The 24,008-nt window shown below is 61.5% G+C and carries 27 protein-coding genes; 14 read left to right on the top strand and 13 right to left on the bottom strand.

Annotated features, from left to right (window positions below):
• Positions 1–165: 165 nt before the first annotated feature.
• Complete coding sequence (locus RR42_RS08745) at positions 166–528, bottom strand: DUF3307 domain-containing protein (RefSeq protein ID WP_043345828.1); 363 nt, start codon at positions 526–528, stop codon at positions 166–168.
• A 628-nt stretch (positions 529–1,156) separates the two neighbouring features.
• Here RR42_RS08745 and RR42_RS08740 point away from each other — a divergent pair.
• Together RR42_RS08740 and RR42_RS08735 are read left to right on the top strand one after the other, a co-directional pair.
• Positions 1,157–3,820, top strand: coding sequence for a DEAD/DEAH box helicase (locus RR42_RS08740; RefSeq protein WP_043345826.1), 2,664 nt, complete (start codon positions 1,157–1,159; stop codon positions 3,818–3,820).
• 16 nt (positions 3,821–3,836) lie between these two features.
• Positions 3,837–4,877: a hypothetical protein gene (locus RR42_RS08735; protein WP_043345825.1), complete on the top strand. Its 1,041-nt coding sequence runs from the start codon at positions 3,837–3,839 to the stop codon at positions 4,875–4,877.
• Positions 4,878–4,900: 23 nt separating this feature from the next.
• On the opposite strand, the gene RR42_RS08730 is transcribed toward RR42_RS08735, so the two are convergent.
• The 5 genes from RR42_RS08730 to RR42_RS08715 all read right to left on the bottom strand — a co-directional run bounded on the left by RR42_RS08730 (position 4,901) and on the right by RR42_RS08715 (position 8,386).
• Positions 4,901–5,386, bottom strand: a complete 486-nt coding sequence (locus RR42_RS08730; protein WP_043345823.1) for an RcnB family protein — start codon at positions 5,384–5,386, stop codon at positions 4,901–4,903.
• A 97-nt stretch (positions 5,387–5,483) separates the two neighbouring features.
• A complete protein-coding gene (locus RR42_RS40400) occupies positions 5,484–5,627 on the bottom strand; it encodes a hypothetical protein (RefSeq protein ID WP_158408272.1) in 144 nt (47 codons plus the stop codon).
• 262 nt (positions 5,628–5,889) lie between these two features.
• Positions 5,890–6,294 carry a nuclear transport factor 2 family protein gene (locus RR42_RS08725; protein WP_043345820.1) on the bottom strand — a complete coding sequence of 135 codons (405 nt, stop codon included), beginning with the start codon at positions 6,292–6,294 and terminating at the stop codon, positions 5,890–5,892.
• Between the two features lie 34 nt (positions 6,295–6,328).
• Entirely contained in the window at positions 6,329–7,294 is a 966-nt protein-coding gene (locus RR42_RS08720) for an alpha/beta hydrolase (RefSeq protein WP_043345818.1), read from the bottom strand.
• Between the two features lie 174 nt (positions 7,295–7,468).
• On the bottom strand, positions 7,469–8,386 hold the full coding sequence (locus RR42_RS08715) for a LysR family transcriptional regulator (protein WP_043345816.1): 918 nt from the start codon (positions 8,384–8,386) through the stop codon (positions 7,469–7,471).
• 141 nt (positions 8,387–8,527) lie between these two features.
• Here RR42_RS08715 and RR42_RS08710 point away from each other — a divergent pair, with 141 nt between their 5' ends.
• Together RR42_RS08710 and RR42_RS08705 are read left to right on the top strand one after the other, a co-directional pair.
• Complete coding sequence (locus RR42_RS08710) at positions 8,528–9,292, top strand: SDR family NAD(P)-dependent oxidoreductase (RefSeq protein ID WP_043345815.1); 765 nt, start codon at positions 8,528–8,530, stop codon at positions 9,290–9,292.
• An 82-nt stretch (positions 9,293–9,374) separates the two neighbouring features.
• Complete coding sequence (locus RR42_RS08705; RefSeq protein ID WP_043351664.1) at positions 9,375–10,082, top strand: pirin family protein; 708 nt, start codon at positions 9,375–9,377, stop codon at positions 10,080–10,082.
• A 140-nt stretch (positions 10,083–10,222) separates the two neighbouring features.
• On the opposite strand, the gene RR42_RS08700 is transcribed toward RR42_RS08705, so the two are convergent.
• Genes RR42_RS08700 through RR42_RS08685 form a run of 4 tightly spaced genes read right to left on the bottom strand, consistent with a single transcriptional unit; the run spans position 10,223 to position 11,926 of the window.
• On the bottom strand, positions 10,223–10,582 hold the full coding sequence (locus RR42_RS08700) for a hypothetical protein (RefSeq protein ID WP_043345813.1): 360 nt from the start codon (positions 10,580–10,582) through the stop codon (positions 10,223–10,225).
• On the bottom strand, positions 10,579–10,974 hold the full coding sequence (locus RR42_RS08695) for a hypothetical protein (RefSeq protein ID WP_043345810.1): 396 nt from the start codon (positions 10,972–10,974) through the stop codon (positions 10,579–10,581). The genes RR42_RS08700 and RR42_RS08695 overlap by 4 nt, the downstream gene beginning before the upstream one ends.
• Complete coding sequence (locus RR42_RS08690) at positions 10,946–11,368, bottom strand: hypothetical protein (RefSeq protein WP_043345808.1); 423 nt, start codon at positions 11,366–11,368, stop codon at positions 10,946–10,948. The genes RR42_RS08695 and RR42_RS08690 overlap by 29 nt, the downstream gene beginning before the upstream one ends.
• Before the next feature lie 27 nt (positions 11,369–11,395).
• The gene (locus RR42_RS08685; RefSeq protein ID WP_043345807.1) at positions 11,396–11,926 is read right to left on the bottom strand and encodes a DUF4410 domain-containing protein; all 531 of its coding nucleotides are present in this window, start codon (positions 11,924–11,926) and stop codon (positions 11,396–11,398) included.
• A 270-nt stretch (positions 11,927–12,196) separates the two neighbouring features.
• Between RR42_RS08685 and RR42_RS08680 the strand changes: the two genes are divergently transcribed.
• The 3 genes from RR42_RS08680 (at position 12,197) to RR42_RS08670 (ending at position 13,550) form a co-directional block, all read left to right on the top strand.
• Entirely contained in the window at positions 12,197–12,445 is a 249-nt protein-coding gene (locus tag RR42_RS08680; protein ID WP_144409792.1) for a hypothetical protein, read from the top strand.
• 5 nt (positions 12,446–12,450) lie between these two features.
• Complete coding sequence (locus RR42_RS08675) at positions 12,451–12,711, top strand: hypothetical protein (protein WP_144409791.1); 261 nt, start codon at positions 12,451–12,453, stop codon at positions 12,709–12,711.
• A 182-nt stretch (positions 12,712–12,893) separates the two neighbouring features.
• Positions 12,894–13,550 carry an SOS response-associated peptidase gene (locus tag RR42_RS08670; RefSeq protein ID WP_043345801.1) on the top strand — a complete coding sequence of 219 codons (657 nt, stop codon included), beginning with the start codon at positions 12,894–12,896 and terminating at the stop codon, positions 13,548–13,550.
• Between the two features lie 374 nt (positions 13,551–13,924).
• On the opposite strand, the gene RR42_RS39555 is transcribed toward RR42_RS08670, so the two are convergent.
• Positions 13,925–14,341 (bottom strand): trypco2 family protein, encoded by a 417-nt coding sequence (locus tag RR42_RS39555; protein WP_144409790.1) that lies wholly within the window; start codon positions 14,339–14,341, stop codon positions 13,925–13,927.
• A gap of 868 nt (positions 14,342–15,209) precedes the next feature.
• Here RR42_RS39555 and RR42_RS39550 point away from each other — a divergent pair.
• Together RR42_RS39550 and RR42_RS08660 are read left to right on the top strand one after the other, a co-directional pair.
• Entirely contained in the window at positions 15,210–16,526 is a 1,317-nt protein-coding gene (locus RR42_RS39550; protein ID WP_144409789.1) for a hypothetical protein, read from the top strand.
• A 1-nt stretch (position 16,527) separates the two neighbouring features.
• Complete coding sequence (locus RR42_RS08660) at positions 16,528–17,487, top strand: hypothetical protein (protein WP_043345793.1); 960 nt, start codon at positions 16,528–16,530, stop codon at positions 17,485–17,487.
• 185 nt (positions 17,488–17,672) lie between these two features.
• Here the strand turns inward: RR42_RS08660 and RR42_RS08655 are convergent, their stop codons facing one another.
• Both RR42_RS08655 and RR42_RS08650 read right to left on the bottom strand, forming a co-directional pair.
• Positions 17,673–18,728 (bottom strand): phage portal protein, encoded by a 1,056-nt coding sequence (locus RR42_RS08655; protein ID WP_043345789.1) that lies wholly within the window; start codon positions 18,726–18,728, stop codon positions 17,673–17,675.
• Entirely contained in the window at positions 18,725–20,503 is a 1,779-nt protein-coding gene (locus tag RR42_RS08650) for a terminase ATPase subunit family protein (RefSeq protein WP_052494537.1), read from the bottom strand. Before RR42_RS08650 ends, RR42_RS08655 begins: the two co-directional genes overlap by 4 nt.
• A 142-nt stretch (positions 20,504–20,645) precedes the next feature.
• On the opposite strand from RR42_RS08650, the gene RR42_RS08645 reads away from it, so the two are divergent.
• The 5 genes from RR42_RS08645 to RR42_RS08625 all read left to right on the top strand — a co-directional run bounded on the left by RR42_RS08645 (position 20,646) and on the right by RR42_RS08625 (position 24,005).
• A complete protein-coding gene (locus RR42_RS08645; protein WP_043345783.1) occupies positions 20,646–21,464 on the top strand; it encodes a GPO family capsid scaffolding protein in 819 nt (272 codons plus the stop codon).
• Positions 21,465–21,512: 48 nt separating this feature from the next.
• Entirely contained in the window at positions 21,513–22,520 is a 1,008-nt protein-coding gene (locus tag RR42_RS08640; protein WP_043345780.1) for a phage major capsid protein, P2 family, read from the top strand.
• Positions 22,517–23,239: a terminase endonuclease subunit gene (locus tag RR42_RS08635; RefSeq protein WP_043345776.1), complete on the top strand. Its 723-nt coding sequence runs from the start codon at positions 22,517–22,519 to the stop codon at positions 23,237–23,239. Before RR42_RS08640 ends, RR42_RS08635 begins: the two co-directional genes overlap by 4 nt.
• 95 nt (positions 23,240–23,334) lie before the next feature.
• A complete protein-coding gene (locus RR42_RS08630; protein WP_043345773.1) occupies positions 23,335–23,802 on the top strand; it encodes a head completion/stabilization protein in 468 nt (155 codons plus the stop codon).
• Positions 23,802–24,005 (top strand): tail protein X, encoded by a 204-nt coding sequence (locus RR42_RS08625; RefSeq protein WP_043345769.1) that lies wholly within the window; start codon positions 23,802–23,804, stop codon positions 24,003–24,005. The genes RR42_RS08630 and RR42_RS08625 overlap by 1 nt, the downstream gene beginning before the upstream one ends.
• Positions 24,006–24,008 lie beyond the last annotated feature (3 nt).

The following is a 24,008-nucleotide window of genomic DNA, read 5'->3' as shown; positions in this document are numbered from 1 at the left end:
TCCGGTCAATGCTTTTAACGCACCCGCCTCTACGCTCGTGCCTGTCGGGACTGCGCCGCATTGTTCCCCGCAAGTACCGGGCTTTGACGCTTTGCGCCACCGCGCCCCGATGAGCCGCTTCTTATCCGCTCCCTGTTTGTCGGGCCAGCGCTTTGCTTCGACGAGTCAGTTCAGCCTCCCGACGAGCCAGACCACCGCGAGGTAGGTCAGCACGTGCGCGTACTGGTCCACGCCAAATGCCCACCAGAACTGCGGCCGGTCCGGCGTCAGATTGGCGCTTCGGCCCAGGCGCACCTTCCAGCGGTCAACCATGTAGTGGACGACGGCGTCGAAGATCCCTAGCCAGAGCCAGTGGGCCACACCGAAGCCACCAAGCAGCGTAGCGGTACACAGGCCATGCAACCCTGCGTGGGCATAGCCACCCGGGCTGCGAAAGTCGCCCTTGCCGGCCAGCATCCAGCGCGGCTGCCACAGAAAGTCGCACACGAGATGCTTCGTGAACAGCGCGAACAGCAGCTGCAACGCCATGGCCAGCCCTCCACCCAAAGTCGTGCCAGACCGCGCGTGCCAGCGACGGCACCGCGCTCTGGCTATTCATTATCAATGAGCAGAAAAGAATAAGGCCACCGACCGCCCGGCATTGACCACCCGCCGCAGCCAATCCGGCATCGTGCCCTGCCGGTCGCAGAGCTAAATCTGCGCATTGCGGTAGCAGAACCCGCCTCGCTGCTGCCACGAAACACCCCGCCGCTGGCAGATCCGCTAAGAACTGAAATCTTGGTACCCTTTCATGGAAAGTCGTGTTTCTTTTGGCAAAATTCAGACCTTCGCGGCGGACCGCCGCGAAGGTTGAAGGTTGGTCAGCCGGCGGCAGAGTCGGGGGCGAGCTTCCGTGAGCAACTATAAGCGATCAGGTTGTCCTACAGCAGATGAAAAGACAGTTCACCAGACATGTGCAACGCAGCGCACAGGCATACCCCGGACGGTTGGTCGACCCGATAGTTCGGCCATGCCAGACGCAAACGGAGATTCGCCCGGCCCGAACCATGCCGGAGGGCCCGCTGTTTGATTCCTCAGCCGCCTGCCTTGAACACATGCGGCTTCAGCGCTTGCACCAACCGTGCGATTGGGGTGGTCGCTCGTGACGGCTCCCGACATGCTCGCACCACATCTGACGCCCGGCGGACACCTGCTTGCGATGCCGGAGGACGGCGCGCCAATCATGGCAGATGACACGCGACTGCGGCTTGGGAGTGCTTTTGCGCTGGGGGCGGGGCATGGCCTGCTGCATCTGGGAGCGGCGGAAATCGGCCGCATCTTGCCCCCCGCCTGGGCCTGGTGGCGCGATGTTGCCGCGCGCTATGTCACCGCCTTGTGCGCTACGCCCGAAGGCGCCGAGATCGTGGTCGCAACGCCTGCGCCCAAGGATCTTGATGCCATGATTGCCGATGCGCCACCGATGACGGGCGGCGAGTATCTCACGCCAGCGGTGCTGGGCACGCTGTGGGGCGAGATCGATTCCGCCTTGCGCCAGGAGCTGGCGAGCGCAAAGGTCTCGCTTCAGGATTTCCTCAAATTGCGCCACCCGGCCTGGAATCTCGTCGGTCGCGTGCATTTCAACCTCGCTGAGAACCGCAAGGATCCGGAGTCACCGTTCGCCTTTCTTGCGACTTACACCTCGCGCCTGTCGGCCCATGGCAAAGCGCAACATCAGCCACTGTCGCAAGCCCTGGCGGAATTCTCCGGAGCCAGCAGCAAGGCGCAGCTCCTGTCATTGCTGCTGCCGGTGCAGCGCGCCGCGGAACACTGCGACTGGCTTCGCGACATGGTGGACACCGGCGAGATATACCATCCGCTGCGCTGGACGCCGCTCGACGCCCATCGCTTTCTCTCGGACCTGTCCAAACTCGAAGCCGCCGGCATTGTCGTACGCACCCCAGGCGTCTGGCAGGCTGGCCGTCCCGCTCGCCCCGTCGTGAAAGCCAGCGTCGGAGCCCAACCGCCTTCGCTCCTGGGCAAGGAAGCGCTGCTCGATTTCAACATGGAAGTCTCCCTCGACGGCGAGCGTCTGAGCGCCGCCGAGGTCAGGGATCTGCTCAAGGGCGCCGACGGCTTGCAACTCATCCGTGGGCGCTGGGTCGAGGTGGACAAGAAAAAACTCGGTCGCCTCATGAAGCGATTCGAGGCCATGGAAAAGGCGGCGCAAACCGGTCTGCCGCTCAATGAGGCCCTACGCCTTCTGGCCGGTGTTTCGCTCGACGATAGCGCCGACCCCGCTGACCACGACTGGTCGCAGCTTGTTGCAGGACCCTGGCTGGCCGATATCCTGCAGGAATTACGTCAGCCGCAGGGCTTGGCGCAGATCAGCCCAGGCGCGGAACTCAAGGCCAAGCTGCGGCCCTACCAACAAGCCGGCGTGCGGTGGTTGTACCTGCTCACCCGGCTCGGACTGGGCGCTTGCCTGGCCGATGACATGGGCCTGGGCAAGACCATGCAGGTACTCTCGCTGCTGCTCGTGCTCAAGCGCGAAAGCGCCGAGGCGCGGCCCAGTTTGCTGGTCGCCCCCGCATCGCTGCTGGCCAACTGGGCGGCGGAGGCCGAGCGCTTTGCCCCCGGCCTGCGCCTGCTGATCGCCCATCCGTCGGTCATGCCGGCGGCCGATTTGCGTGCGCTGGACCCCGCGCGGCTTGCGGACATCGATCTCGTCATCACCAGCTTCGGCTCGTTGCTTCGCCAGCCGGTATTGGGGGCCGTCCAATGGCGCGTTGCCATTGTCGACGAAGCCCAGGCGATCAAGAATCCGGGCGCCAGGCAAACGCGGCAGGTCAAGCAGCTCCAGGCACAATCGCGCATCGCACTGACCGGAACGCCCGTGGAGAACCGCCTGTCCGATCTGTGGTCCATCTTCGATTTCACACACCCCGGCCTGCTGGGCTCGGACAAAGTCTTTGCCAGCTTTACCAGGCGGCTGGCGAAGGCCGAGCACTTCGGTCCGCTGCGAACGCTCGTGCGGCCCTACATCCTGCGCCGCCTGAAGACCGACAAGCGGGTCATCGACGACCTTCCGGACAAGACCGAACTCAAGGCCTGGTGCCACCTGAGCCCGAGCCAGGCGGCACTTTATCAGCGTGCGGTGAAGGATCTGGCCGCCGCGCTGGAAGACGCCGAAGGCATTGGCCGCAAGGGTGTCGTGCTGAGCTTCCTGATGCGCTTCAAGCAGATCTGCAACCATCCGTCGCAGTGGTTGGGCGACGCGGCCTGGAAGGCGGAAGACAGCGGCAAGTTCGCCCGCCTGCGCCAACTGGCCGAAGTCATTGCCGCCAAGCAGGAAAAGGTGCTGGTATTCACCCAGTTCCGCGAGACCACCGAGCCGCTGGCGGCATTTCTGGGTTCGATCTTTGGCCGCGAAGGCCTGGTGCTCCATGGCGGCACCCCGGTAGCCAAGCGCCGCGAACTGGTCAAGCGATTCCAGGAAGATGAACTGATCCCCTTCTTCGTGCTCTCGCTCAAGGCCGGTGGCGCGGGTCTGAATCTCACCGCCGCTTCGCATGTGATCCACTACGACCGCTGGTGGAACCCGGCCGTGGAAAACCAGGCGACCGATCGCGCATTTCGTATCGGCCAGCAGAGGAACGTCCTGGTGCATAAGTTCATCTGCCGTGGCACGATCGAGGACCGTATCGACCAGTTGATCGAAGCGAAGCAGCAACTGGTGCAGGATGTGCTGGAGGGCGGCGCAGAACTCCTGCTCACCGAGATGAGCGATCGCGAATTGCTCGATCTCGTGAAGCTCGACGTTTATGCCGCGCAGGAAAACTGACCGTCAAGAGGAAGCAATGGATTACGGTTACGGGGGGTGGAAGCCCTATGTCTCGGTCGCCGAGCGCAAAAAGAAGGCTGAACGGGCCGCCGCGAAGGCGAAGAAGGTTGGTGCGGTCCTGTCGCCAATCGCGTCGTATCGCGGCGCCATCGCCAAGACGTTCTGGGGCAAGGCCTGGTGCGACAATCTGGAACGCTACAGCGACTATGCCAACCGCCTGCCGCGCGGCCGCACCTATGTGCGCAACGGCTCCGTGATCGACCTTCAGATTACGGCAGGCGAAGTCCGCGCGCAGGTAATGGGCTCGAGCCTCTACACGGTCGCCGTGACCGTGACGGCGTGTACTGAAAAGCAATGGCGAGCGATTGGCGCCGATTGCGCGGGATCGATCAATTCGATCGTGGAACTCTTGCAGGGCAAGCTCTCGACAGCGGTGATGGAGCGCATCTGCAAATCCGGCACCGGTCTTTTCCCGGTGCCGAAGGAAATCAGGTTCCAATGCAGTTGTCCGGACTGGGCGTCAATGTGCAAGCACGTTGCTGCCGTACTGTACGGCGTCGGCGCGCGGCTCGACCAACAGCCGGAATTGCTCTTTGCCTTGCGCCGCGTCGATGCCAGCGATCTCGTCAAGCAGGCCGCCGCTGGCCTGCCCAAACCCACCAAACGACCCACTGCCAGCAAGGTGCTCGACGACGCGCTGGTGGCCGATGTGTTTGGCATCGAGATGGCCGACGCTTACGCGCCGCCAAGGCCTGCCGCCGGACGTAACAAGCCACCCGCAGGTAAGGCGACAGCGAAGAAGGCGACCCGGTCGGCTGTCCCGGCAACCCCCAAGCCACCTGCGACCGCCAAGACTGCGAAGACTGCGAAGACTGCGGAAGCCAATAAATCGGCGACAAGGAAGCTACCAGTCAAGCCCTCTGCCGGCCCGCGTAAATCAACAACCGGCAACGTGGTTGCCGGCAAAACAAAGGTGGCGAGCGCGCCGGCCAGCCCGAAAGAGGCTGCGACAAGCAAGCGCACCAATACTCGACTGGTGAAAGGTACGTCCCGCTAGACGCCGATTCCATTGCCCGCAACCTAGCGCCCGATGACCACCTGGAAGACCACGCCAGTCGGAACGGCGACCAGGAAATAGTCCCCGCCAACGCCCACCCACTGGTATCCGCGCGGCGGAGGTGACAGCCGATAGGCGCGCCAGTCATCGATCACGTACTGACGCTGACGGTATTCCGAGGGGACCCTTTCACCTTTATGCCAGCTGCCGGGCCCCGGGCGATCGGCGCGACGGTCAGGGCCGTACCCATGGTCCATCGGTCCTCTGCCCCTGTCACCTTCCCAGCCTCTGTCACCTTGCTGACCGTGGTCGCCGTCCCGGCCATGGTCACCATCTCGACCTCGGTCGTTGTAGCCGCGCTGGTTATCGTGATTCTGCCCATGATCGTGACCCATGGTCGGCCTTCCGCGATCATCGCCGCCGGGGCTCCTATCTTGGGCATAGCCTGCCGCCGAAGTGAGAGTACACGCCGCCAGCGCCAAGCTGGCGAACATCTTGATCTTCCGCATCTCGATCTCCAAAAACCCACGTGATTGATGGGCGTGTACCGTCCAGTCTATTCCGGGCTCCCGAGCAAACCAGTAACGAAATCGTAACGCGTACTCATCACATATCCGGCGACGCCCGCACCCGCATATCTATGCCCAGCCGATAAAGCGTGGCGCCAACCTCAGTCAGCAGCATCCTCTCCTCCCCCTGAATAGCCGGATCGGCCAGCAGCGCCGCTAGGCCGGCGCTCGCGTCGTCCATCGGTAGCTCGGTTTCCTCGTCCAGCGCCAGTGGCTCAAACGGACCACCGACGGTACAGGGTAGGGATGGGGATCAGAAGCGCGCTGCACGCGCGAGGGTCTGCGAAACAGTGCCGCAACAACCTATGACCGTGGGGACGGTGCCGAGCGCCGGACAGGTTGGCAGCTAATGGGAGCGGCGGCAATCGGCCAGGAGCGGCCAATCCCACGAAATATACTCAGGCCGCTTCGATCGACAAAGCGGCCTTTCATCAATGCAACAATCAAGCGGTGCGCGTCACGGCGAACGCATCCGCCGCCGCCACCGTATCCAGCGCTTCACGCAGCAGCGAGATCTTGCCGTCGCGTGCCACGAGCCGTCCGGCGTACATCTGGCGATAGATCTTCCCCGTTGACGGCACGAGCGCTTCAACTTCATATTCCGCGAACACCTGCTCCGGCGTTTCGATCAGAAAGCGCACGTTCCTGAACGCGAAATCCGGTACTTTCACAAGCAGCGAAGCAATGAATCCCTCGATCGATTCGGGTCCCTCCGCACGCCCGTCGATACCGAGCGACTTCAGATAAGGCAGTTCCAGCACGCCGTCGCTGGCAAAGAGCGCGGCGGCGGCACGCGGGTCGCGAATCGATTCGAGGTAGGCGAAAAGCAGTTGTTTGGCGTTGTTCATGATCGGCTCGAAAAAAGAAGGAATGGATGCGGCTTTATTGCAGACGCGTCTTCAAGGCGTTCGCCATCTGCTGCATGGCGGCGCGCGTTGGGGCGTCGGCGGCTAGTGCGTTGAGCAGGCCGAAGTCGTGGATCGTCCCCTTGTACTGCGTCGTCGTCACGTCGTTACCCGCCTGGTCGAGCCGATGTCCGTATGCTTCGCCTTCGTCGCGCAGCACGTCGAACTGCGCGGTCTGAATGAGCGTGGGCGGCAAGCCCTTCAGCTCGTCGATAGATGCGCGCAGCGGCGACGCGTAGCGTTCGTTTCGCTCGCGTTCATCGGTCGTGTACGCGTCCCAGAACCACTTCATCATGTCGCGGCTCAGGAAGTATCCATTGGCGAAGGCATCGTACGAGGCGTTGTCGAACGCGTGGTCCGTCACCGGCCACATGAGTCCCTGGAAGCGGATGGCCGGACCCTGCCGGTCCTTCGCCATCTGGCTGATGACCGCCGCCATGTTGCCGCCCACGCTGTTGCCCACGACGGCAAGCCGTGCACCATCGACGCCGATTTCCTCGCCATGTGCGGCGACCCATTTCGTCGCGGCATAGGCCTCGTTGACCGCGACCGGATAACGCGCTTCGGGAGAGGGCGTGTATTCAACGAACACCGCTGCTGCGCCCGACTGGACGACGAGGTCGCGCACGAGACGCTCGTGCGTCGGGTAATCGCCAAGAATCCAGCCGCCACCGTGGAAGAACATGAACACGGGCTGCACGCCAAGCGCATTCCGCGGCTTGAGGACGACGACCGGCACGACGAGGCCATCCTGTTCGATCGTGCGGCGCTTGACGTCGATGCCCGACACGTCGACCGGCGCGCTGCGCTGGGCGCCCGCCAGGACTTCTCGCGCCTGGACGGGCATGAGCGTTTCGATCGCCGGGCCGGTTGCGCGGTTGAGCGCATCGAGGAAGGCGACGGTTGCGGTGTCAGGCGTATTCGGCGTGGATTGCGTGTTCATCGTAATGCTCCGTTTCCGTGTGGTTGGTTGGCCTTCGACGTGATGTCGTGCAGCCGGTGGAAAGGAGAATACGGATCGCGCGATATTTGCGAAATTGAATTGTTTGAAATTCATCATTGCAAAAATGCAATGATCCTCGGCCATCCAGACTGCGGGCTCAATCTCGCCAACGCGTTACTTCGGCCATCGCCATGACGGCTCCGAGAGATGCTCCGCAAAATAATCGGACAGCGCCGCCACCTTCGCAGGACGTGCGCGCGCCGATGGCGTGACGAAGTAAAGACCGCCTTTCGTCAGTGACCAGTCGGTGAGGATCGCTTCGAGGCGGCCATCGGCCAGATATTCGCCGGCGATGAATTCGGGCAACTCGGCAATTGCGAGGCCGTCGAGCAGCGTGGGCAGCAGCGCATCGGAATTCGTCACGCGCAACGGGCCGGTCGGCACGACCGGCTCCTCCTCGCCCGCCGCGTTAGTGAAGCGCCACAAATCGCTGCGCGCGCGATACGCGTATGAAAGGCATGGCCGGCCCGCCAGTTCGCGCGGATGCGCGGGCCGCCCTTCGCGCTTCAGGTACGCGGGCGACGCCACCACGAATTGTGTGACCGCGCACAGGCGTCGCGCCACCAGCGACGAATCAGGCAGCGCGGCAATGCGCAGTGCGGCGTCAAACCCATCGGCAACCAGATCGACTGACGCATCCGAAAGATGCAGGTCGATCGACACCTCCGGGTACGCGCGAAAGAATGCGGGCAGCAGCGGCGCTACCCAGCGCAGCCCGAACGACATCGGTACAGCCAAGCGCACCAGTCCGCGCGGCTGCACCGACATCTCGCGCGCGGCGCTTTCTGCTTCTTCAGCCTGACGGTAGATCTCTCCGGCTTTCTCGCAGATCGTCCGGCCGAACTCGGTGAGCGAGAGTTGGCGCGACGTGCGGTTGAAAAGCCGCGCGCCCAGCCGGTCTTCGAGACGGGCGACGCCGCGCGACACCGTCGCCACCGACACGCCCATCGCGCGCGCCGCAGCCGCGAATGAGCCTTCCTCGGCGACCTTCGCGAACATAGCAAGTCCTTCGAAATCAGGCAGCTTCGCCATTTCCCCTCATCTTTTCATTTTTGCAACGTTGGATTGCAATCAATTCTATTTCGAAAAGCCTTGGGCGTCGATATTCTCCTCACATCGCAGCACGCAACACCGAATGCAGTCATCCACTTACCGAACGAAAGGAGAAGCACCATGGCACGCAAGCTCGACAACAAGATTGCACTCGTTACCGGCGCAACTAGCGGCATCGGCCTCGCCACTGCACAGCGTTTCGCGGCAGAAGGCGCGCACGTCTACCTCACCGGCCGCCGTCAGGCCGAACTAGATGCCGCAGTGAGGGGCATCCGCGAAGCAGGCGGCAACGCGACGGGGGTACGTGTCGATTCCACAAAGCTGGGTGAGCTCGACGCGCTGTATGCGCAGATCAAGGAAGAACAGGGGCATCTCGACGTGCTGTTCGCGAATGCCGGCGGCGGTTCGATGCTGCCGCTTGGCAGCATCACCGAAGAACACTACGACGACACCTTCGATCGCAATGTGAAGGGCGTGCTATTCACGGTGCAAAAAGCGTTGCCGCTGCTCGCCGAGGGGGCGTCGGTGATTCTTACCGGTTCAACGGCAGGCAGCGCGGGCACGGCTGCATTCAGCGTGTATTCGGCTTCGAAAGCCGCGGTGCGCGCCTTCGTACGCAGCTGGATTCTCGATCTGAAGGATCGCCGCGTCCGCGTGAATACAATCAGCCCGGGCGCGACGCGCACGCCCGGCCTGCTCGACCTCGCCGGTGACGATGCAGCCCAACGCCAGGGTCTTGCCGATTACCTGGCTGCCCAGATCCCGATGGGGCGCCTCGGCGAGCCTGGCGAGATCGCGAGCGCTGCCCTGTTCCTTGCCTCGGACGACGCGAGCTTCGTGAACGGCATCGAGCTGTTCGTCGATGGCGGGCAGCAGCAGATCTAAGCGCAGGCCGGGCGCGTGGATGCGGTCTTCGCCGATCGCATCCACGCCCGACGCGTACGCGCGCCTTGAACGGATTCACGACATGTTCGAACATCGTCCTTACCTTTCGCTTGGCGCAGTCAGGCGCGACTGGCTCGATACGCGACTGCATTTCCGCCTCGGCGAATGCGGGCGCGCCGACCATGCGCCGCTCGGCGCGCTCTATGTGTGGAACGACGATGCGTTCGCGCCGCACTCGGGCTTCGACCTGCATGCTCACCGCGGCGTGGAGATCGTGACGTGGGTGCGTTCGGGTGCGATCACGTATGAAGACGACGCGGGCAATCGCGCGCGGCTCGTCGCCGATTCCGTGCAGACGATCAGTGCGGGCGCCGCGATCCATCATACCGAGCGCAACGAGGAAAACGTGCCAGCGCGGCTATTCCAGATCTGGCTGCATCCGCGCACGCCGGGTGGCACGCCACGTTGGGCGGCGCGTATTTGTTCGCGCGGTTGTCGCGAAGGTCACTTCGTCACGCTGGCGAGTGGCGACCCAGAAGATGTGCGCGCGGGGGCGCTTCCCGTTAATGCCGACGTGCGCGTGCGCATCGCCACGCTACGCGAAGGCACGATGGTGCATCACATGTTGTCGACGCCAGGTTCGGCGTATCTGGTTGCCGATCATGGTCGGGTTGACGTGGGACCGGTCCGGCTCGCGCCGCGCGATGGCGTCGTGATCAGCGATGAAGCGCAGCTTACGATGGTTGCGCGAGACGACACCGATGTCGTGATAGTCGAGCTTTTGCGGTAGAGACATTGTGCCGTTGGGCTCGAGCGCGACGACATTCCCCCTGGTTTCCGCGTTTTCCGCAAGACTCGGTTTGGTAGCTTTAATTGGCTGTTTTGCGATAAGAACCCGACGTTGATCCTGCGTGGCCGGATAACAGGTTCCTACCTCAGGCTCGAAAACCAAAGATATCCGTCAAACCGGTCCCCATCAAAAAACACGAAAAGGAAAATCCGGCGATCATCGCTATTCTTGCCACCGAGGTCAATCACGCCTTCCTCGTAGTAGTACGTCCACACGGTACGCGGCGAGTCCTGCCAGGGCATCATCGAGCGCCCGCGGCCGGCGGGACTGCCCAGAGTCGCCAGAACCCCCTGCTGCGTGGATTTGCCGACCTGCAGTGAGCTGCCCAGCGCGGTCACGTCGGGCTTGCTCCCTGCGCGCACCTGGATGGGGCCGCAGCCGGCCAGCAGGCCAAGCGCCAGTGTCAGATGCAGAAGCAGAAGCACTGCGGCCAGTCTCATTGCTTGCTCTCCAACAGTTGTCCGGATGAAAACCACATGTATCCCGCGTAGACATCTTCTTCCATAAATACGAGCAGCATCTTGAGCTTCACCTTTTTGCCGTCGGATTGTGTGTACTCATAAAGCCAGACCTGCTGTCCGGGTTGGTCGGCAGCAAACCTGACCTGCCCGCGGCCACGCGGCACGCCAAGCACGGAAACGACTTCGTTCGCGCTGGAGATGCCAATCTTCAGCGTAGGCAATTGCTCGACTCGCGGCATGGAGCCAAAGCTCATGGTGGTCGCGCAGCCAGCCATGAGGGCAAGCCCGAGCAGCAGCATGAGCCCGCTGGCAAGCCGGCACAATGCGCCGATACCCGCCAGATCATCGATCAGCCGTCGACGTGAGCGCATTTGAACTCCAGAGATAGCCGTCGAAGATGTCTGCTTTGAAGAAGACAAGGAGGATCTGCTGGCGCTCCTTCATGATGACTGCACCATCGCCCGACTTCGTGTCCGTGACTTCGATATCGTCGTAGTACCAGATCTCGCGCGGCCCGGCGCCCAGCGCCAGTGCGCCGCTCGCGGCCAAGCGCGCCATCTCGCTGCGACCAGTGCCGTTCGGCACGCCGAGCAGCCGCTGCACATCCGCCTTGGTCGAAATGCCGCGCCGCAGTTGCTTCTCAATCAGCGTGGCGTTGGGAAACACACCGGTCGTAGCGGTCTGCGCCTGCACAGGCGAGGCCTGCAGTGCGATGCCTAGTAATAATCCGGCGGTCAGCACCAGGCGCGCTTTGATGCGGGTCATCGCTATCCTTCCTCTTAAAAGGTGCATTCACTTGCCCGGTACAAAATCGGGAGCCAGCAGGCGCAGTTGCCTCACAACATCGTCAATCGCAGAGGCCAGGATTATCTTGTCCGCGCCGACCGAATATAATCCGCCCGCCTGCACTGTGGCCCGGCCGCGGACCAGAGCAATCGTTTCTCCTGTAGCGGAATCCGTGATCATCACGGCAACCTGCCCGGAGGTGGTGCCCCAACTTGGCAACAGCCAGCGTTTGAAGGCGCTGCCTTCCTCAAAGGCTGAAATATCGCAGGTCAACACGTAACGCCCGTCGGGCTCCAGTTCGAACCCGGCGGCTTCCTTAAGCTTTGCAGTTAGAGCCTCGGTGGCTTCGCGGCCAAGATCCCGGCCGGCGTATCCGGTGCGGTCAACGCACGCCTGCACCTGCAGCGGCATGCGCCCGCTCATGCCGGCAACAGGGTGCAGATCGGACACGGATTCCTTTGCGGCAAGGTAGGAAGCGCAGCCTTCAAGGGCGAACAGCCCGGTCAGAGCCAGCGCAGAGGCGGAAAAAATTCGCATGGCATGCCTTGTGCACGAAACGGCAAGGGGAAGGCAGGTTCTTTCCACCGAGGGTATCGGAGAAAATCCTCCCATGCCCTCGCCGCAAGGCGGTCTTATTCGAAGAATTTAGTGCCTGCCGCCCTCTTGTCAAGCCACTCATGGGCGCAGCCCCGGTGTCCGCAGCGCCGTTTTTGGGAGGCGAGAAACTGGCGGCCGCTTCTCGACGGCGACCGGTTCCGCATGCGGCCATTCATTCTTGGCCCGTCCGGACAGCCAGTGGAGGAACTTGTGCCAGATTTCCACCTGGACTTCCTGAGGGGATGGTTCAGACGCTTCATCCTGCGGACGGATCTGCCGGATCAGGATGCCCACATCTGGACTCGCTTCTGTCCATGGGACACGCCGGTATTCCTGACCCACTTGATTGCACACAGCGTCGACAAGATTTTCACGTCGTCAAGCTGGGCGGAAGCACAGGACAAGCATCAACGCGTTGCGGAAAAGGCCAAGCGTTTACTGCCGCGCGTGGCGAAGTGACCGCCATGGCACCCGAGTTCCCTATCGGCCCGGACGGCCGGTGCCTGTATCCGAAGCGCACGGCCGCCGAGCTGCGCGCCAACAAGTTGCAGAAAGCATACGGCGGGGGCTGCCACATGTCGCACGCGCAGATCCTAGAGACTTTTCGGGCCGAGATCCGTGGCGAACCCTGCATCGAGGAACGGGAGGCTTGGGAAGAAGAGTTCTTCGGACCAGCCATGCAGAGCGTTTACACTCGACAGCGCACCCAGAACCGCGGCGGATAGCGCACGCGGCGCCAACAGGAGGCACCGTGGACGTAGTTGCAGCATTCACACTCGCAAAAGCAGCCATTGAGATGGCTAAAGGGATGTCGTCCCTAGCAAGAGTTATTACAAGCAACGGCCGACAACGCCGCCCTCCAGGCGCAGAGGGACTATTTCGGCGCGCATAGCGTGAGTCAAGAGCGATGTGCAATAACTACGCCCCGGTCCAGCGGCAATTGCTGCGCGACGTCTACGGCATCGAGCCGCCGATGGATTACCCGCCGGAGACATGGCCGGACTATGCCGCGCCGCTGATCGTGGCCGACAGCGAAGGCAGCCGCCAGGCGCTGGTGGGCACGTTCGGCATGGTACCCAAGACCCGCATCCCGCCGGGCGTGGCCAAGTTTGACACCACCAACGCGCGATCGGAGACGGTCGGCGAGAAGCGGTCGTTCTCGGGGCCGTGGAAGAAGGGCCAGCTCTGCCTGGTGCCGGCCACGAGCTTCTACGAACCCTTCTACGACCCCGATCAGGAGAAGCCCAAGTCCGTGCGCTGGCGCATCTGGCTCAAGGACCAGCCTGACTTCGCGATCGCTGGCTTGTGGCGGGCGTGGCCGAGCGAGGCAGGCGCCGAGTTGTTCAGCTTCACCATGCTGACCATCAACTCGGACAAGCACCCGCTGATGAACCGCTTCCATGCCCCAGGCAAGGAAAAACGGATGATCGTCATCGTGCCGCGGACGCAGTGGGATGACTGGCTGCGTTGCCGGGATACTGAGCGGGCACGGAGTTTCATGAGGCCCTACCCGGCGGAGTTGATGGATGCGGAGCCTGCGCCACGTGCCCCAAAAGCATTGTGAGGCGAATCCAACTCAACGTCTCCAGCGGGGATTAATCCAAGGCCTGCGCAACAGTTCAGGCGGGCAACCTGACCGTGGGTGAATTTTGGGTGAACTGGGTGAAAGGACTAGACAGAAACAGAAAGAACCTACCGAGTCGAATTACCGGTAAGCCCTTGTTTTTCAAGGCTTTCGGCAGTACCGGAAAGCCCTGGAAATGGTGCGAGGGAGGGGAAGCGTGAAGCACTAAGTATCAAGCACTTACGTATCGCATGCGGAGCCGAAGGGGAAATCCGCATTGCGGACATTGAGCGTCTGGAGGAGCGAATGAGATCTCTACATGCCCGCCCCGCTCCTAGCGCAACAGTCCAGGATCATCACAGTTGTTCTGAGCGCTATTGCAGTACGGACTTGTTCAGGGCCGTACTGTTAGGGTCGCATGGATCCCCCGATTTTGGTGCCTTGATGCTTGCGAATTTGATGACTAGGGTGTTGCCTGCAGTTGTTGTCTTGCTTCTATCAAACGTTCCCGATGGTGCCAACTGTCCGATTACCGGGAAAGTGACCGAGATGCCACCGGCAACCTTATCTTCGACCGTCAGCCCTAGGGTGAGTTCGATATCACTAAGGTAGACGCCAAGCCTCTGATGTTTTTCACATTCAGCCGCGCGGGCCTCTGCAATCTGCGTGCTGATCTGCTTAAGAACATCACTCAAGGGCTTTGTGACCATCGGTTGCTGTTGGGGCTGAACTGTACAGCACGCAGAAAGCAGCCCCGCACCAAAGAGACAACAGAATCGGGACGTTGCCATGAGGCCTCTCCAAGGCATGAACACCTAGCGAAGTAGACATCAGAGTGTCTGATGGGTGTGTTCGGTAATGCACATAACGGCAGCTTCGCTAAAGTCGGGCAGGGGTCCGGAAAAAGGTAACCTCAGTAACTTGACGCACGGAATATCGCGGAAAGCCTTACCAGACAACGGATTCCAGCTTTCTGGCTGAAGGTAACTTCGGGGTAACCTGGAGGTAATTAGTTACCTTCTTGAAGAGTAATTTCCCTCTTACCCGACCTTCAATAAAATCAACTACTTAGAAGTAGGTTACCTTCTTGGTTACCCCGGATTACCTTCCGAAGGTAACCATCCACCCCTTACAAATCAAGTACTTAGATGCGATTTTCGGGGGCGGTTAGCGAAGTTACCTTTTTCCGGAGGCGGCCCTGGATCTCAACTTCCTGGCGCAGCGGTAACCGCCCCGTTCGCTCCCTGGCTGACAGGCTCGATGTGCCTTTATGCGCATAAATCTGCATGAATTGGCGAGATCCGTCCTCAACCGCTCCGCTCGCTCTGGCCGGCGCCACCGGTCTGTGTGCACCTGCAGAAAAGGAACTCGATAAAGTGGGCCGGCGAGGCGGGGTCTCAACCGCGCGCGGAGACCGCAATCAGCCACGCCCTTGGAATTTCACGATATGAAATTCCGAACAGGGACCCTTTGCGCAGCGAGGACGGGCACAAAGGCCATCGGCGCTATGAAGCATGGGTATAGCAGGTGCACTGTACGCACGGGGCCATCTCTGGCGATGAACTTCGGCTTGGCAGGCTAAGGAAGATAGAATTGGCGGAATCGCGAAAAAGCTTTACAGTGCGGCGTAACCGTCCCAAATTTAGAGAACGTTTTCCAATGACTACAAGCGCAGCCGCGAAAAAGACAGCAGCAACAACCCGTAGGCCTTCGCCTGCTGCTACCAAAGTAGCTGCGAAGTCAAGACCAACGGCTAAGACAGGACGAAAGCGCACTAGCAAAGCAGACCTCCCTCGAGAAGAGGAAAACAAAAGCAGCCAAGGGCCCGTTCTGGACCTTCCCGAAGGCGACTCCCTGGAGATCGAACCATCGCGACTGCTTCTTGACCCCGATAACCTCCGGTTACTCGAACGAGTGGGTGAAACTTTCCAGAATTTGGAACTTAAACTCTATGGACAGCCTTCAATCCAGAAGAAGCTATTCGACGTCATCAACAGCGATCCCCGATTCGATATCGGCTCGCTGGCAGCCTCAATTGCAAATAACGGATTTCTGAAGCATGAACGCCTAATTGTCGCCAGATATGACGGAGAGAAGTTCCTCGTCCTTGAAGGTAACAGACGGGTAACGGCTGTACGCAGACTTCTCGAGGAGAATGGACCCACTCTTCAGAAGCTGCGCCCAACTGTGCGCGAGTCGCTCCAAACCCTTCCCTGCTTCGTTCTAAAGGGATCTGTAATTGGTACATCAACGCAGCAGTTAGCGGCATATCGGCGGGCATCTGAAATTTATATTGGCATGCGGCATCTCATGGGTGCCAAGAGCTGGGAGCCAGCAAGCAGGTATGAATTCCAGTCGAGACTCATCTTTGATGAGGGCTGGAGTGCATCGGATGTCGCCGAGCGATTTGGCCGAAAAAAAGCTGAAGTCCTTCGCGATCTTAAAGCCCACGTTTTGTATCATGACTTTGTAAAGTTCGAGCGCGCAAATTCCATTGAGCACTCGCTTACCTACAACGCATTCGCAGAAGCTGCCCGGGCACCTGTAATATCTCAATGGCTCGAGTGGTCGGCCGATGAGATGCAATATCTAAATCGGGAAAATGAGGATGCCTTTTTCCATTATCTGATTACCAGACTTAGAGGCGCATCATCCAGCAGTGAGGATACCGATGATGACCTCGTGCCGGAACTGTCAGCCGAAATGGCTGTTCGCAGGCTTCGCGACATGCTCAGATTGGAAGACCCGACTATTGTGGAGTCGTTGCTCGACCGCGACTTCAAGTCCGCTGAGATTTTGTTTGAGGAGCGGAAAGAAGGTGCATTACCCAAGAAGATTGCTAGTTTCACTAGAACGCTGAAGCGAACGACCACAGAAGACCTTACTGACTCGCCAGAGACTGAAGCAAGGCTATTAGAATTGCACAAGCAGGTCACAAAAATGCTGTCCATGATAAAGGCGTTGTCCGGCGAATAAGATGACCTTGACTAGTGCGGATATTCGGCGAGTGATTAATCACGCCTGTGCGCTTGACTTTGATGCGCCGGAAAAGTCCATCGAAGACTTTTTTGGGGACGTTTTGGGTCTAAATGCAATCCAACGGGCAGGCGTATTTCCCGACCCAGATTTAACCGGAACTGGAGCAGTGACCGTCGGCCGTCTCACCTGCGCGCGCGACGAATTGCTTCGGGACAAAGGCGAGGTCCCCTCCTTCATCATCTTTCACAGAAAGCCCCAGAATCGGACGTTTATTTCTGGGATCTCCACATACCTGAGGCTTAAAGGACTGCCTTCAGACTACCCCGCCGACTTCCTGACCCGGATAGGGAGGCATCGCGCCATTCGCCGAGAGCTGCTGCAACTTGACCAGGGCCACAAGCTTGAAGTTGTGGCCGCTGCCATTTTGTCTGCCGCATGTCACTACGGCGAAGCTACGAAGGGCTCTGGAGATCAAGGGGTAGACGCCATCGCATGGAATCAACTGATCCACATTGAGGACGCATTTCTAGATGGCCTCATTGGTGACAAGGTCATTCGACCCGGCCATCGCGTCATGGTCGTCGCGTCGTCGAAAGCCGCGATTGGTTCTGACCCTGATAACTTGAAAGTAATCAACCCAGCGCACATACGGGAGTTAGTTGGTAGTTGGCTCATCCAGAGAAGCGAGAGCGGTCACTGGAGAAGTTTTGGCATCCAGATGCTGACGCCATTGCAGTTGGTACTGGTCACGACGTATCGCCTGAGCGAAGAGTCAAAAGCCGAATGCCAGCGACTCGGCGTTCAAGTCTGGAGCGTGCCGGAGCTTGTATATTTGATTTGTCGCTATGCGCCTTCTACGGTCTTTCCTAACGGACGACGATCCACGTTTTCAGCCCGCGGCTTTGCTGATTGGTGGCAGGCAAAGGAGCCCACCCGGTTGAGGCCCGAACTTGCGTGATATTCGGCCGCTATGCGAGCGCCGTTAGGCCGCCGCCCGTCTGCTTAGGCCGAAAATTGGCCGATCTGGCGACAGTCTGTAAATGGCCAAAATTGGTTCCCCCCACACGCTGAACCCTTTTTATAGCTCGGCCGATATCACCTTGTCGCCCACGGCGCTGTCGATTCAGGCATTCCTGAGTTGGCTCACGGTAGTGGGCCTCCCACCTCATTGCAAAGGCTGTAGGCATCAAAGCGCACCACCTCCGCACCAAGCCATTCGTTGACCTCCATCAGCCGGTTCTGCAAAGGCTTCACCTCATTGCACGCGAAGACCTCCGCCGCCTTCGCCGCATCCCCGAACCCACCGGTGTTGTGTGGAATGATCCCAATCAGTTGCGGCGGCACGCGATGCGCGGACAACTGATCATCGCGCGTAATGTTCTTCACGTTCCAGAATTCATCCTTGGCCGCCACTTCCGACACCGGCAACAGCTGGATGCCGTCCTTCTTCCCATTTGGCGCGTACATGAACAGGTTCCGGAAATTCCCCGGCCCCTTGCTGTCCTTGAGCGCCTGGCGAAGCGTATCGACGTCTTCCTGCTTCTGCGCGGCGTCCGTCATGTACAGGATGAAGCCGGCGTGGCTACCGTTCTTGTAGTAGCGGCGGCGGAACAGCGTGGCCGATTCGTTCAGCCAGGTGGCATTGAGCGCAGAGAGATACTCGGGCAAGCCATACACCTCCTGGTTGATGTCCGGCTCGAGCAAATGGAAGACGCTGCCCGGCCTGAACTCATGCGGCTGCTGCCAGTTTTGCACCCACCAGTAGCTGGCCAGGTCAATGCCGCGGCGCATGTACTTCGCCAGCGCGGGCTCCAGGCTGACGGGGCGGCCCAGCACGTTGTCGCGCCGTTCGAGGTACGCGTTGCCGAAGATGAGAAAGTCCAGCACCCAGCGCGCGAACGCCGAGCGTGACAGCAGCTTGTGCGGCACGAAGGTGGATACCAGGATGTTGCGCTTCACATAGATGGGCGAGCTGTGATGCACGGCCGCGCGGAACGACCGCGCCAGACCATCCCACGACATAGGTGGCTCATACCATTTCCCCATGCGCTGGCACTCCACATAGTCCAACAGCTCGCGCCGGTCGAGCACGGCGATGGGATCGCCAAAGCTGAACGCCTCAGCAGAGGCGGCAGGCGCTGCATGCGCCTCGGCTGGGTTCGTTGCGCGTGCGCCGCGTGGCGACTTTCTTCGACTCATGACAGCTCCATGATGCTGGAATTGGTGGTGGTGACGCCTTCGATGGGTTCGTGCGAAAGCGCATGCATGCAGGCCCACGCGAGATCCGCGTGGCTGGTTTCCTCCGAGCGGCCGGCCTGGTACGTGACCCGGCCGCCGGCGGCGGTGGTGGTCTTCTTGATGGACATGAAGGACGCGGCGAAGTCGGTCCAGCCGGCGTCGTATTCCAACCGGCCCTTGCTGATGACGTCGTTCGCCTTGAGCACCAGGCCAGTCTTGACGTCGACCGAATACGTGAAGCCCTCCGCTCCGGGAAAGAACTTCTGCGCCAGCTTGAACACGGCATCGCCGATACCAGTACGGTCAATGCCGATGTAGCTCACGTTGTAGCGCTCGGTCACGCGCTGGATTGCGGCAGCCTGCTCTTCGTAGTCAATGCCGCGGAACTGATGCTTCTCCAGTACGCGGAACTTGCCACCGGCCACCAGCGGCGGCGCCACGACAACTAGCGCGGCGCTGTCGCCACCACCGCCGTTCGGGTCGTAGCCCACCCACACCTCGCGGTTGCCGAACGGCCGTGGCGACCAGTGCCGGAAGTCTTCCCACACCTCCCAGCTATCGACCATGCAACGCATCATCACCGAGAGCGGGAAGACGGAGGCGTTGTCATCGATGAACCCGCACATCAGCAGGTTCTCGAAATCGGCGTCGCTGTATTCGAGGCGGAGCTGGTCCAGGTCGAACAGGTTGCAACCACCACGCACGGCATCTTCCACGGTAACAATCTGACGCCACTGTCCATCTCCGCACCGCTTGCCATGCTGCAGGCTGGCATGGTCGATATCGACCTGTACCCGCGCCTCCTTCTTCCGACCGCGATTGAACAGCGCGCCGGACCAAAACGGATAAGCCTCATGCGCCAGACTGGACGGCGTCGAGAAATAGGTTTGCCTCCACCTGGCATGAATCGCCATGCCAGACGCCACCTTCCGCAGCTCCTGGAAGCGCTGAATCCAGAAGTACTCGTCCACGTAAAGATTGCCGTGATAGCTCTGCGCCGTGCGTGCATTGGTCCCGAGGAAGTACAGCGTGGCGCCATTCGGCAGCACGATGGGATCGCCCCGTAGCTCAACGCCCGCGGCGTCGCGGGCGAACTGGATGATGTACTGCTTGAAGACGTGCGCCTGCGCCTTACTGGCCGACAGGAAGACCTGGTTGCGCCCCGTGGTCAGCGCGTCGATGAAGGCCTCCCGCGCGAAGTACCATGTGGCCCCGATCTGCCGGCTCTTGAGGATATTGCGGATGCGCTCGGTCAGCCCCGCCTCGTACCAGCGCTTCTGGTAGCCGAAGAGCGAATCCATGAACGCATCCTGCAACTGCGTCTGCTGTTCCTCGCTGACCGCATTGCGCTCCGGCGCCTTTCTCGGACCCTTGTTCCGGTTCGCCACGTTCGGGTTCAGGTCCGCCTCATTTCGGCTGACCTCGTACCGCCGCACGCGCGCCAGTCGCTCCATCTGCCGGCCCAGCAGGTCGATCTCCTTGAAGTCCTTCCCCTCTTTCGCTTCCTTGGCGATCAGCTGTGCCATGCGCGCTTCGATGCAGGTGCTCACCCGCTCCACCGGGTCCGCCGCATCCCACGCGTCGCGCCGCTTCCAACTGTAGACCGTGGCTGCGGTGATGCCCAGCATCTCGGCGATGCGCGCAATGCGATAGCCCTGCCAGTAGAGCGCCCGAGCGCGCCGGCGAGGGTCCATCACCGCTTCGACAGGGACTGTTAAGAGGGCTTGCGTATCCATGCCGCCACGCTACCCGCCGCGCGCGCGCGTGCCACGCCGCCCATGTTGTGTACGGCCAGCTCACAACACCCCGACATTGCCCGCGCGTGCCCCGCCGCAGAAGATGGCATCACCACGACGCATCGCCAAACACGAGGACACCATGGCCGCCAAGACCAAGTTTTTCCGCATCGCTACCGAAGGCGCAACCAGCGATGGCCGCACGATTGACCGCAACATGCTGCTGCAGATGGCTGCCAGCTACGATCCCAAGACCTACGGCGCACGCGTCAACCTGGAGCACATCCGCGGCTATGACCCCACTGGCCCGTTCAGAGCCTACGGCGACGTGATCGCGCTCAAGACCGAGGAAGAGGACGGCAAACTCGGCCTGTATGCGCAGATCGACCCAACCTCTGAGCTGGTGGCGCTCAACAAGGCACGCCAGAAAATCTACTGCTCCATGGAGATCCAACCCAACTTCGCCGACACCGGCGAAGCCTACCTGGTCGGCCTGGCCGTCACCGACAACCCCGCCAGCCTCGGATGCGAGATGCTGCAATTCAGCGCCAAGGCGAAACAGAACCCGCTGGCCGAACGCAAGCAGGAGCCGGACAACCTCTTCTCCGAGGCCGTCGAGGTCTCCCTCGAGTTCGAACCCGCGCAGACCACCGCGGCTGTAAAGCCCGGATTCGCGGCCAGCATCAAGAAGCTGTTCGCCAGACAGCAGGAAACCGATGCCGGAAACGCCGACATGCAAGAAGCCGTGCAAACCATCGCTCAGCAACTGCAGGCACTTGGCGAACAGTTCTCCACCGCCATCGATGGCATCAACCAGCAGCTCGCCCAACTCAAGACGAGCCAGGACAAGGACAAAGAAGCCTTCACAGCCCTGAAGAGCTCGCTCGACAAAGCCGAAACCTTCGCCCGCCGCCCCCCCGCCACCGGCGGCAGCGGCGACGCCATCAAGACCGATTGCTGACCCAGCCTCCGGCCAGCGCACCTCACTCATCCATCCGGAGCCACCACAATGCGTAACGACACCCGCGTCCTGTTCCAGCAGTTCGCCGACACCATCGCCCAGCTCAACAGCGTGCAGCGCGTCGACCGTAAGTTCTCGGTCGAGCCCAGCGTGCAGCAGACGCTGGAAACCAAGATCCAGGAATCCAGCCAGTTCCTCAAATCGATCAACATCTATCCGGTCCTGGAACTGGAAGGCGAGAAGATTGGCCTGGGCGTATCCGGCCCCGCCGCCAGCACCACGGACACCTCCAAGCGGGATCGCCAGACCAGCGACCTCGCCACCCTCGACGACCGCCGGTACCGCTGCGAGAAGACCGACTCCGACACGCACATCACTTACCAGAAGCTGGACGCCTGGGCCAAGTTCCCCGACTTCCAGACGCGCATCCGCGACGCCATCATCAAGCGCCAGGCGCTGGACCGCATGATCATCGGCTTCAACGGCATGCGACGGGAGGCGGACTCCGATCGCTCGGCCAACCCGCTCCTGCAGGACGTCAACAAGGGCTGGCTGCAGCATATGCGCGAGCAAGCGCCGCAGCGCGTCATGAAGGAAGGCAAGCGCGGCGGCACGATCGCCGTCGGCAAAAACGGCGACTATGCCAACCTGGACGCCCTGGTGTTCGACCTGGTCAATGAGATGCTGGAACCCTGGTACCAGGAAGACCCCGACCTGGTGGTGATCTGCGGCCGCAAGCTGCTAGCCGACAAGTACTTCCCGGTGGTGAACCAGAACCACGCACCCACGGAGACCCTTGCAGCGGATCTGGTCATCAGCCAGAAGCGCATCGGCAACCTCCCGGCGGTGCGCGTGCCCTACTTCCCGCCCGCCGGCCTGCTGGTGACTAAGCTGGAGAACCTCTCGCTCTACTACCAGTCCGGCGCGCGTCGCCGTACCATCATCGATAACGCGCGCCGCGACCGGATCGAGAACTTCGAGTCCAGCAACGATGCCTACGTCATCGAAGACCTGGGCTGCGCCACGCTGGCCGAGAACATCGAGGTGCTGGAATGAGCAGCCCGGCCCGCCACCACTTCCTGCGCGTCTCCGCCACCCAGGCCGCGGCAATCGAGCAGGCCGGGAACCCGCTGCGCCATGCCACCGGCCACGAGCTCATGCTGGCCCAACTGGCGGACCACAAACGGCAGCTCAAGCTGGTGCAGTCCATCGAGCGCAAGGCCGAGCTCAAGCGCGTGCTGCTGCCCGAGTACGCAGCCTGGATCGAAGGCGTGCTGGAGGCCGATGCCGGCGTGCAGGACGAGGTCTTCATGACTGTCATGGTCTGGTTCATCGATATCGGCGACTTTGCCGGCGCCCTGCCCCTGGCGATGTACGCCATCCGGCACCAGCTCGCCATGCCCGACCAGTATCAGCGCACCACCGCCTGCCTGATTGCGGAGGAGTACGCCACCATGGGCATCAAGGCAGCCGAGGCCGGCCAGGCCGTCGATGTGGACACGCTAGTTGCGGTCGTGAACCTAACCGCCGACCAGGACATGCCCGACGAGGTGCGCGCCAAGCTCCACAAGGCCGTCGGCTACGCGCAGCTGAGTGTGCTCGATGCCAGCCCTCCCGACGCGCAGCCACACCACCGCGCCTTCGCTCTGAGCTCGCTCAAACGCGCGCTGGAATTGCACGACAAGGTCGGCGTGAAGAAAGACATCGAGAAGCTCGAACGCGAGCTAAAGAACGCAGCCCAGGCCGATACCAAAAAAGGGACCGGCAAGGCCTGACACCGAGCGTGACCCCGCGCACCAGGCGGCACGGGGCGAGCTTCCGGCATGCCGCGATCCCTCGCCCCGTCCACCGCCTCTAATTCAAGACGCCCATGTCCTCTTTCATCGCAGCTGCACCGCCCGACACAGCGCAGGAAATCATCCGCAACGACGGATTCTTCCCCGACCTGGACGTGGCGCACGCCCTAAAGGCCATGCGCCTCGATGGCACTGTGACTCCCGAGCGCCTGCGTGCCGCCCTCGTGGAGGCAGCACTTTCCACCAACGAGGAACTGGCCAACTGGAAGGCCCGGCAGTACGCCGCCGGCCACACCACCCTGCGAGAGATCCCCACGCCGGAGATCGACGGCCAATCGGCCCACCTGCACCGCTACCAGCGAGCCGTGTACTGCATGGCCCGGGCCAGTCGGATTGAGCGCTACCCGGACTTCGACGCGACCGCCGCCGGCGACCGCAAGGGCGAAGTACTCCTGCTCGCTGTCGACGACCTGCGCCGCGACGCCCGCTGGGCCATCAGCGACATGCTGGGCATCCCGCGCAGCACCGTGGCGCTGATCTGATGCGCGCGCGGGCCATGCAGGGCGACACCGTGGACGCGATCTGCCAGCGCGTCTACGGCCGCACCGCCGGCGTCACTGAGGCCGTGCTCGAAGCCAATCCCGGCCTGGCCGATCTTGGCCCGGTCCTGCCCAACGGCACAGAGCTTGAATTGCCCGACAACCCGCCACAGCCTGCCATCCAACGCGTGCAGCTGTGGGACTGATCA

The organism is Cupriavidus basilensis (genome assembly GCF_000832305.1).
Taxonomy (GTDB): Bacteria; Pseudomonadota; Gammaproteobacteria; order Burkholderiales; family Burkholderiaceae; genus Cupriavidus; species Cupriavidus basilensis_F.
This window is presented reverse-complemented; position numbering and strand designations above follow the sequence as displayed.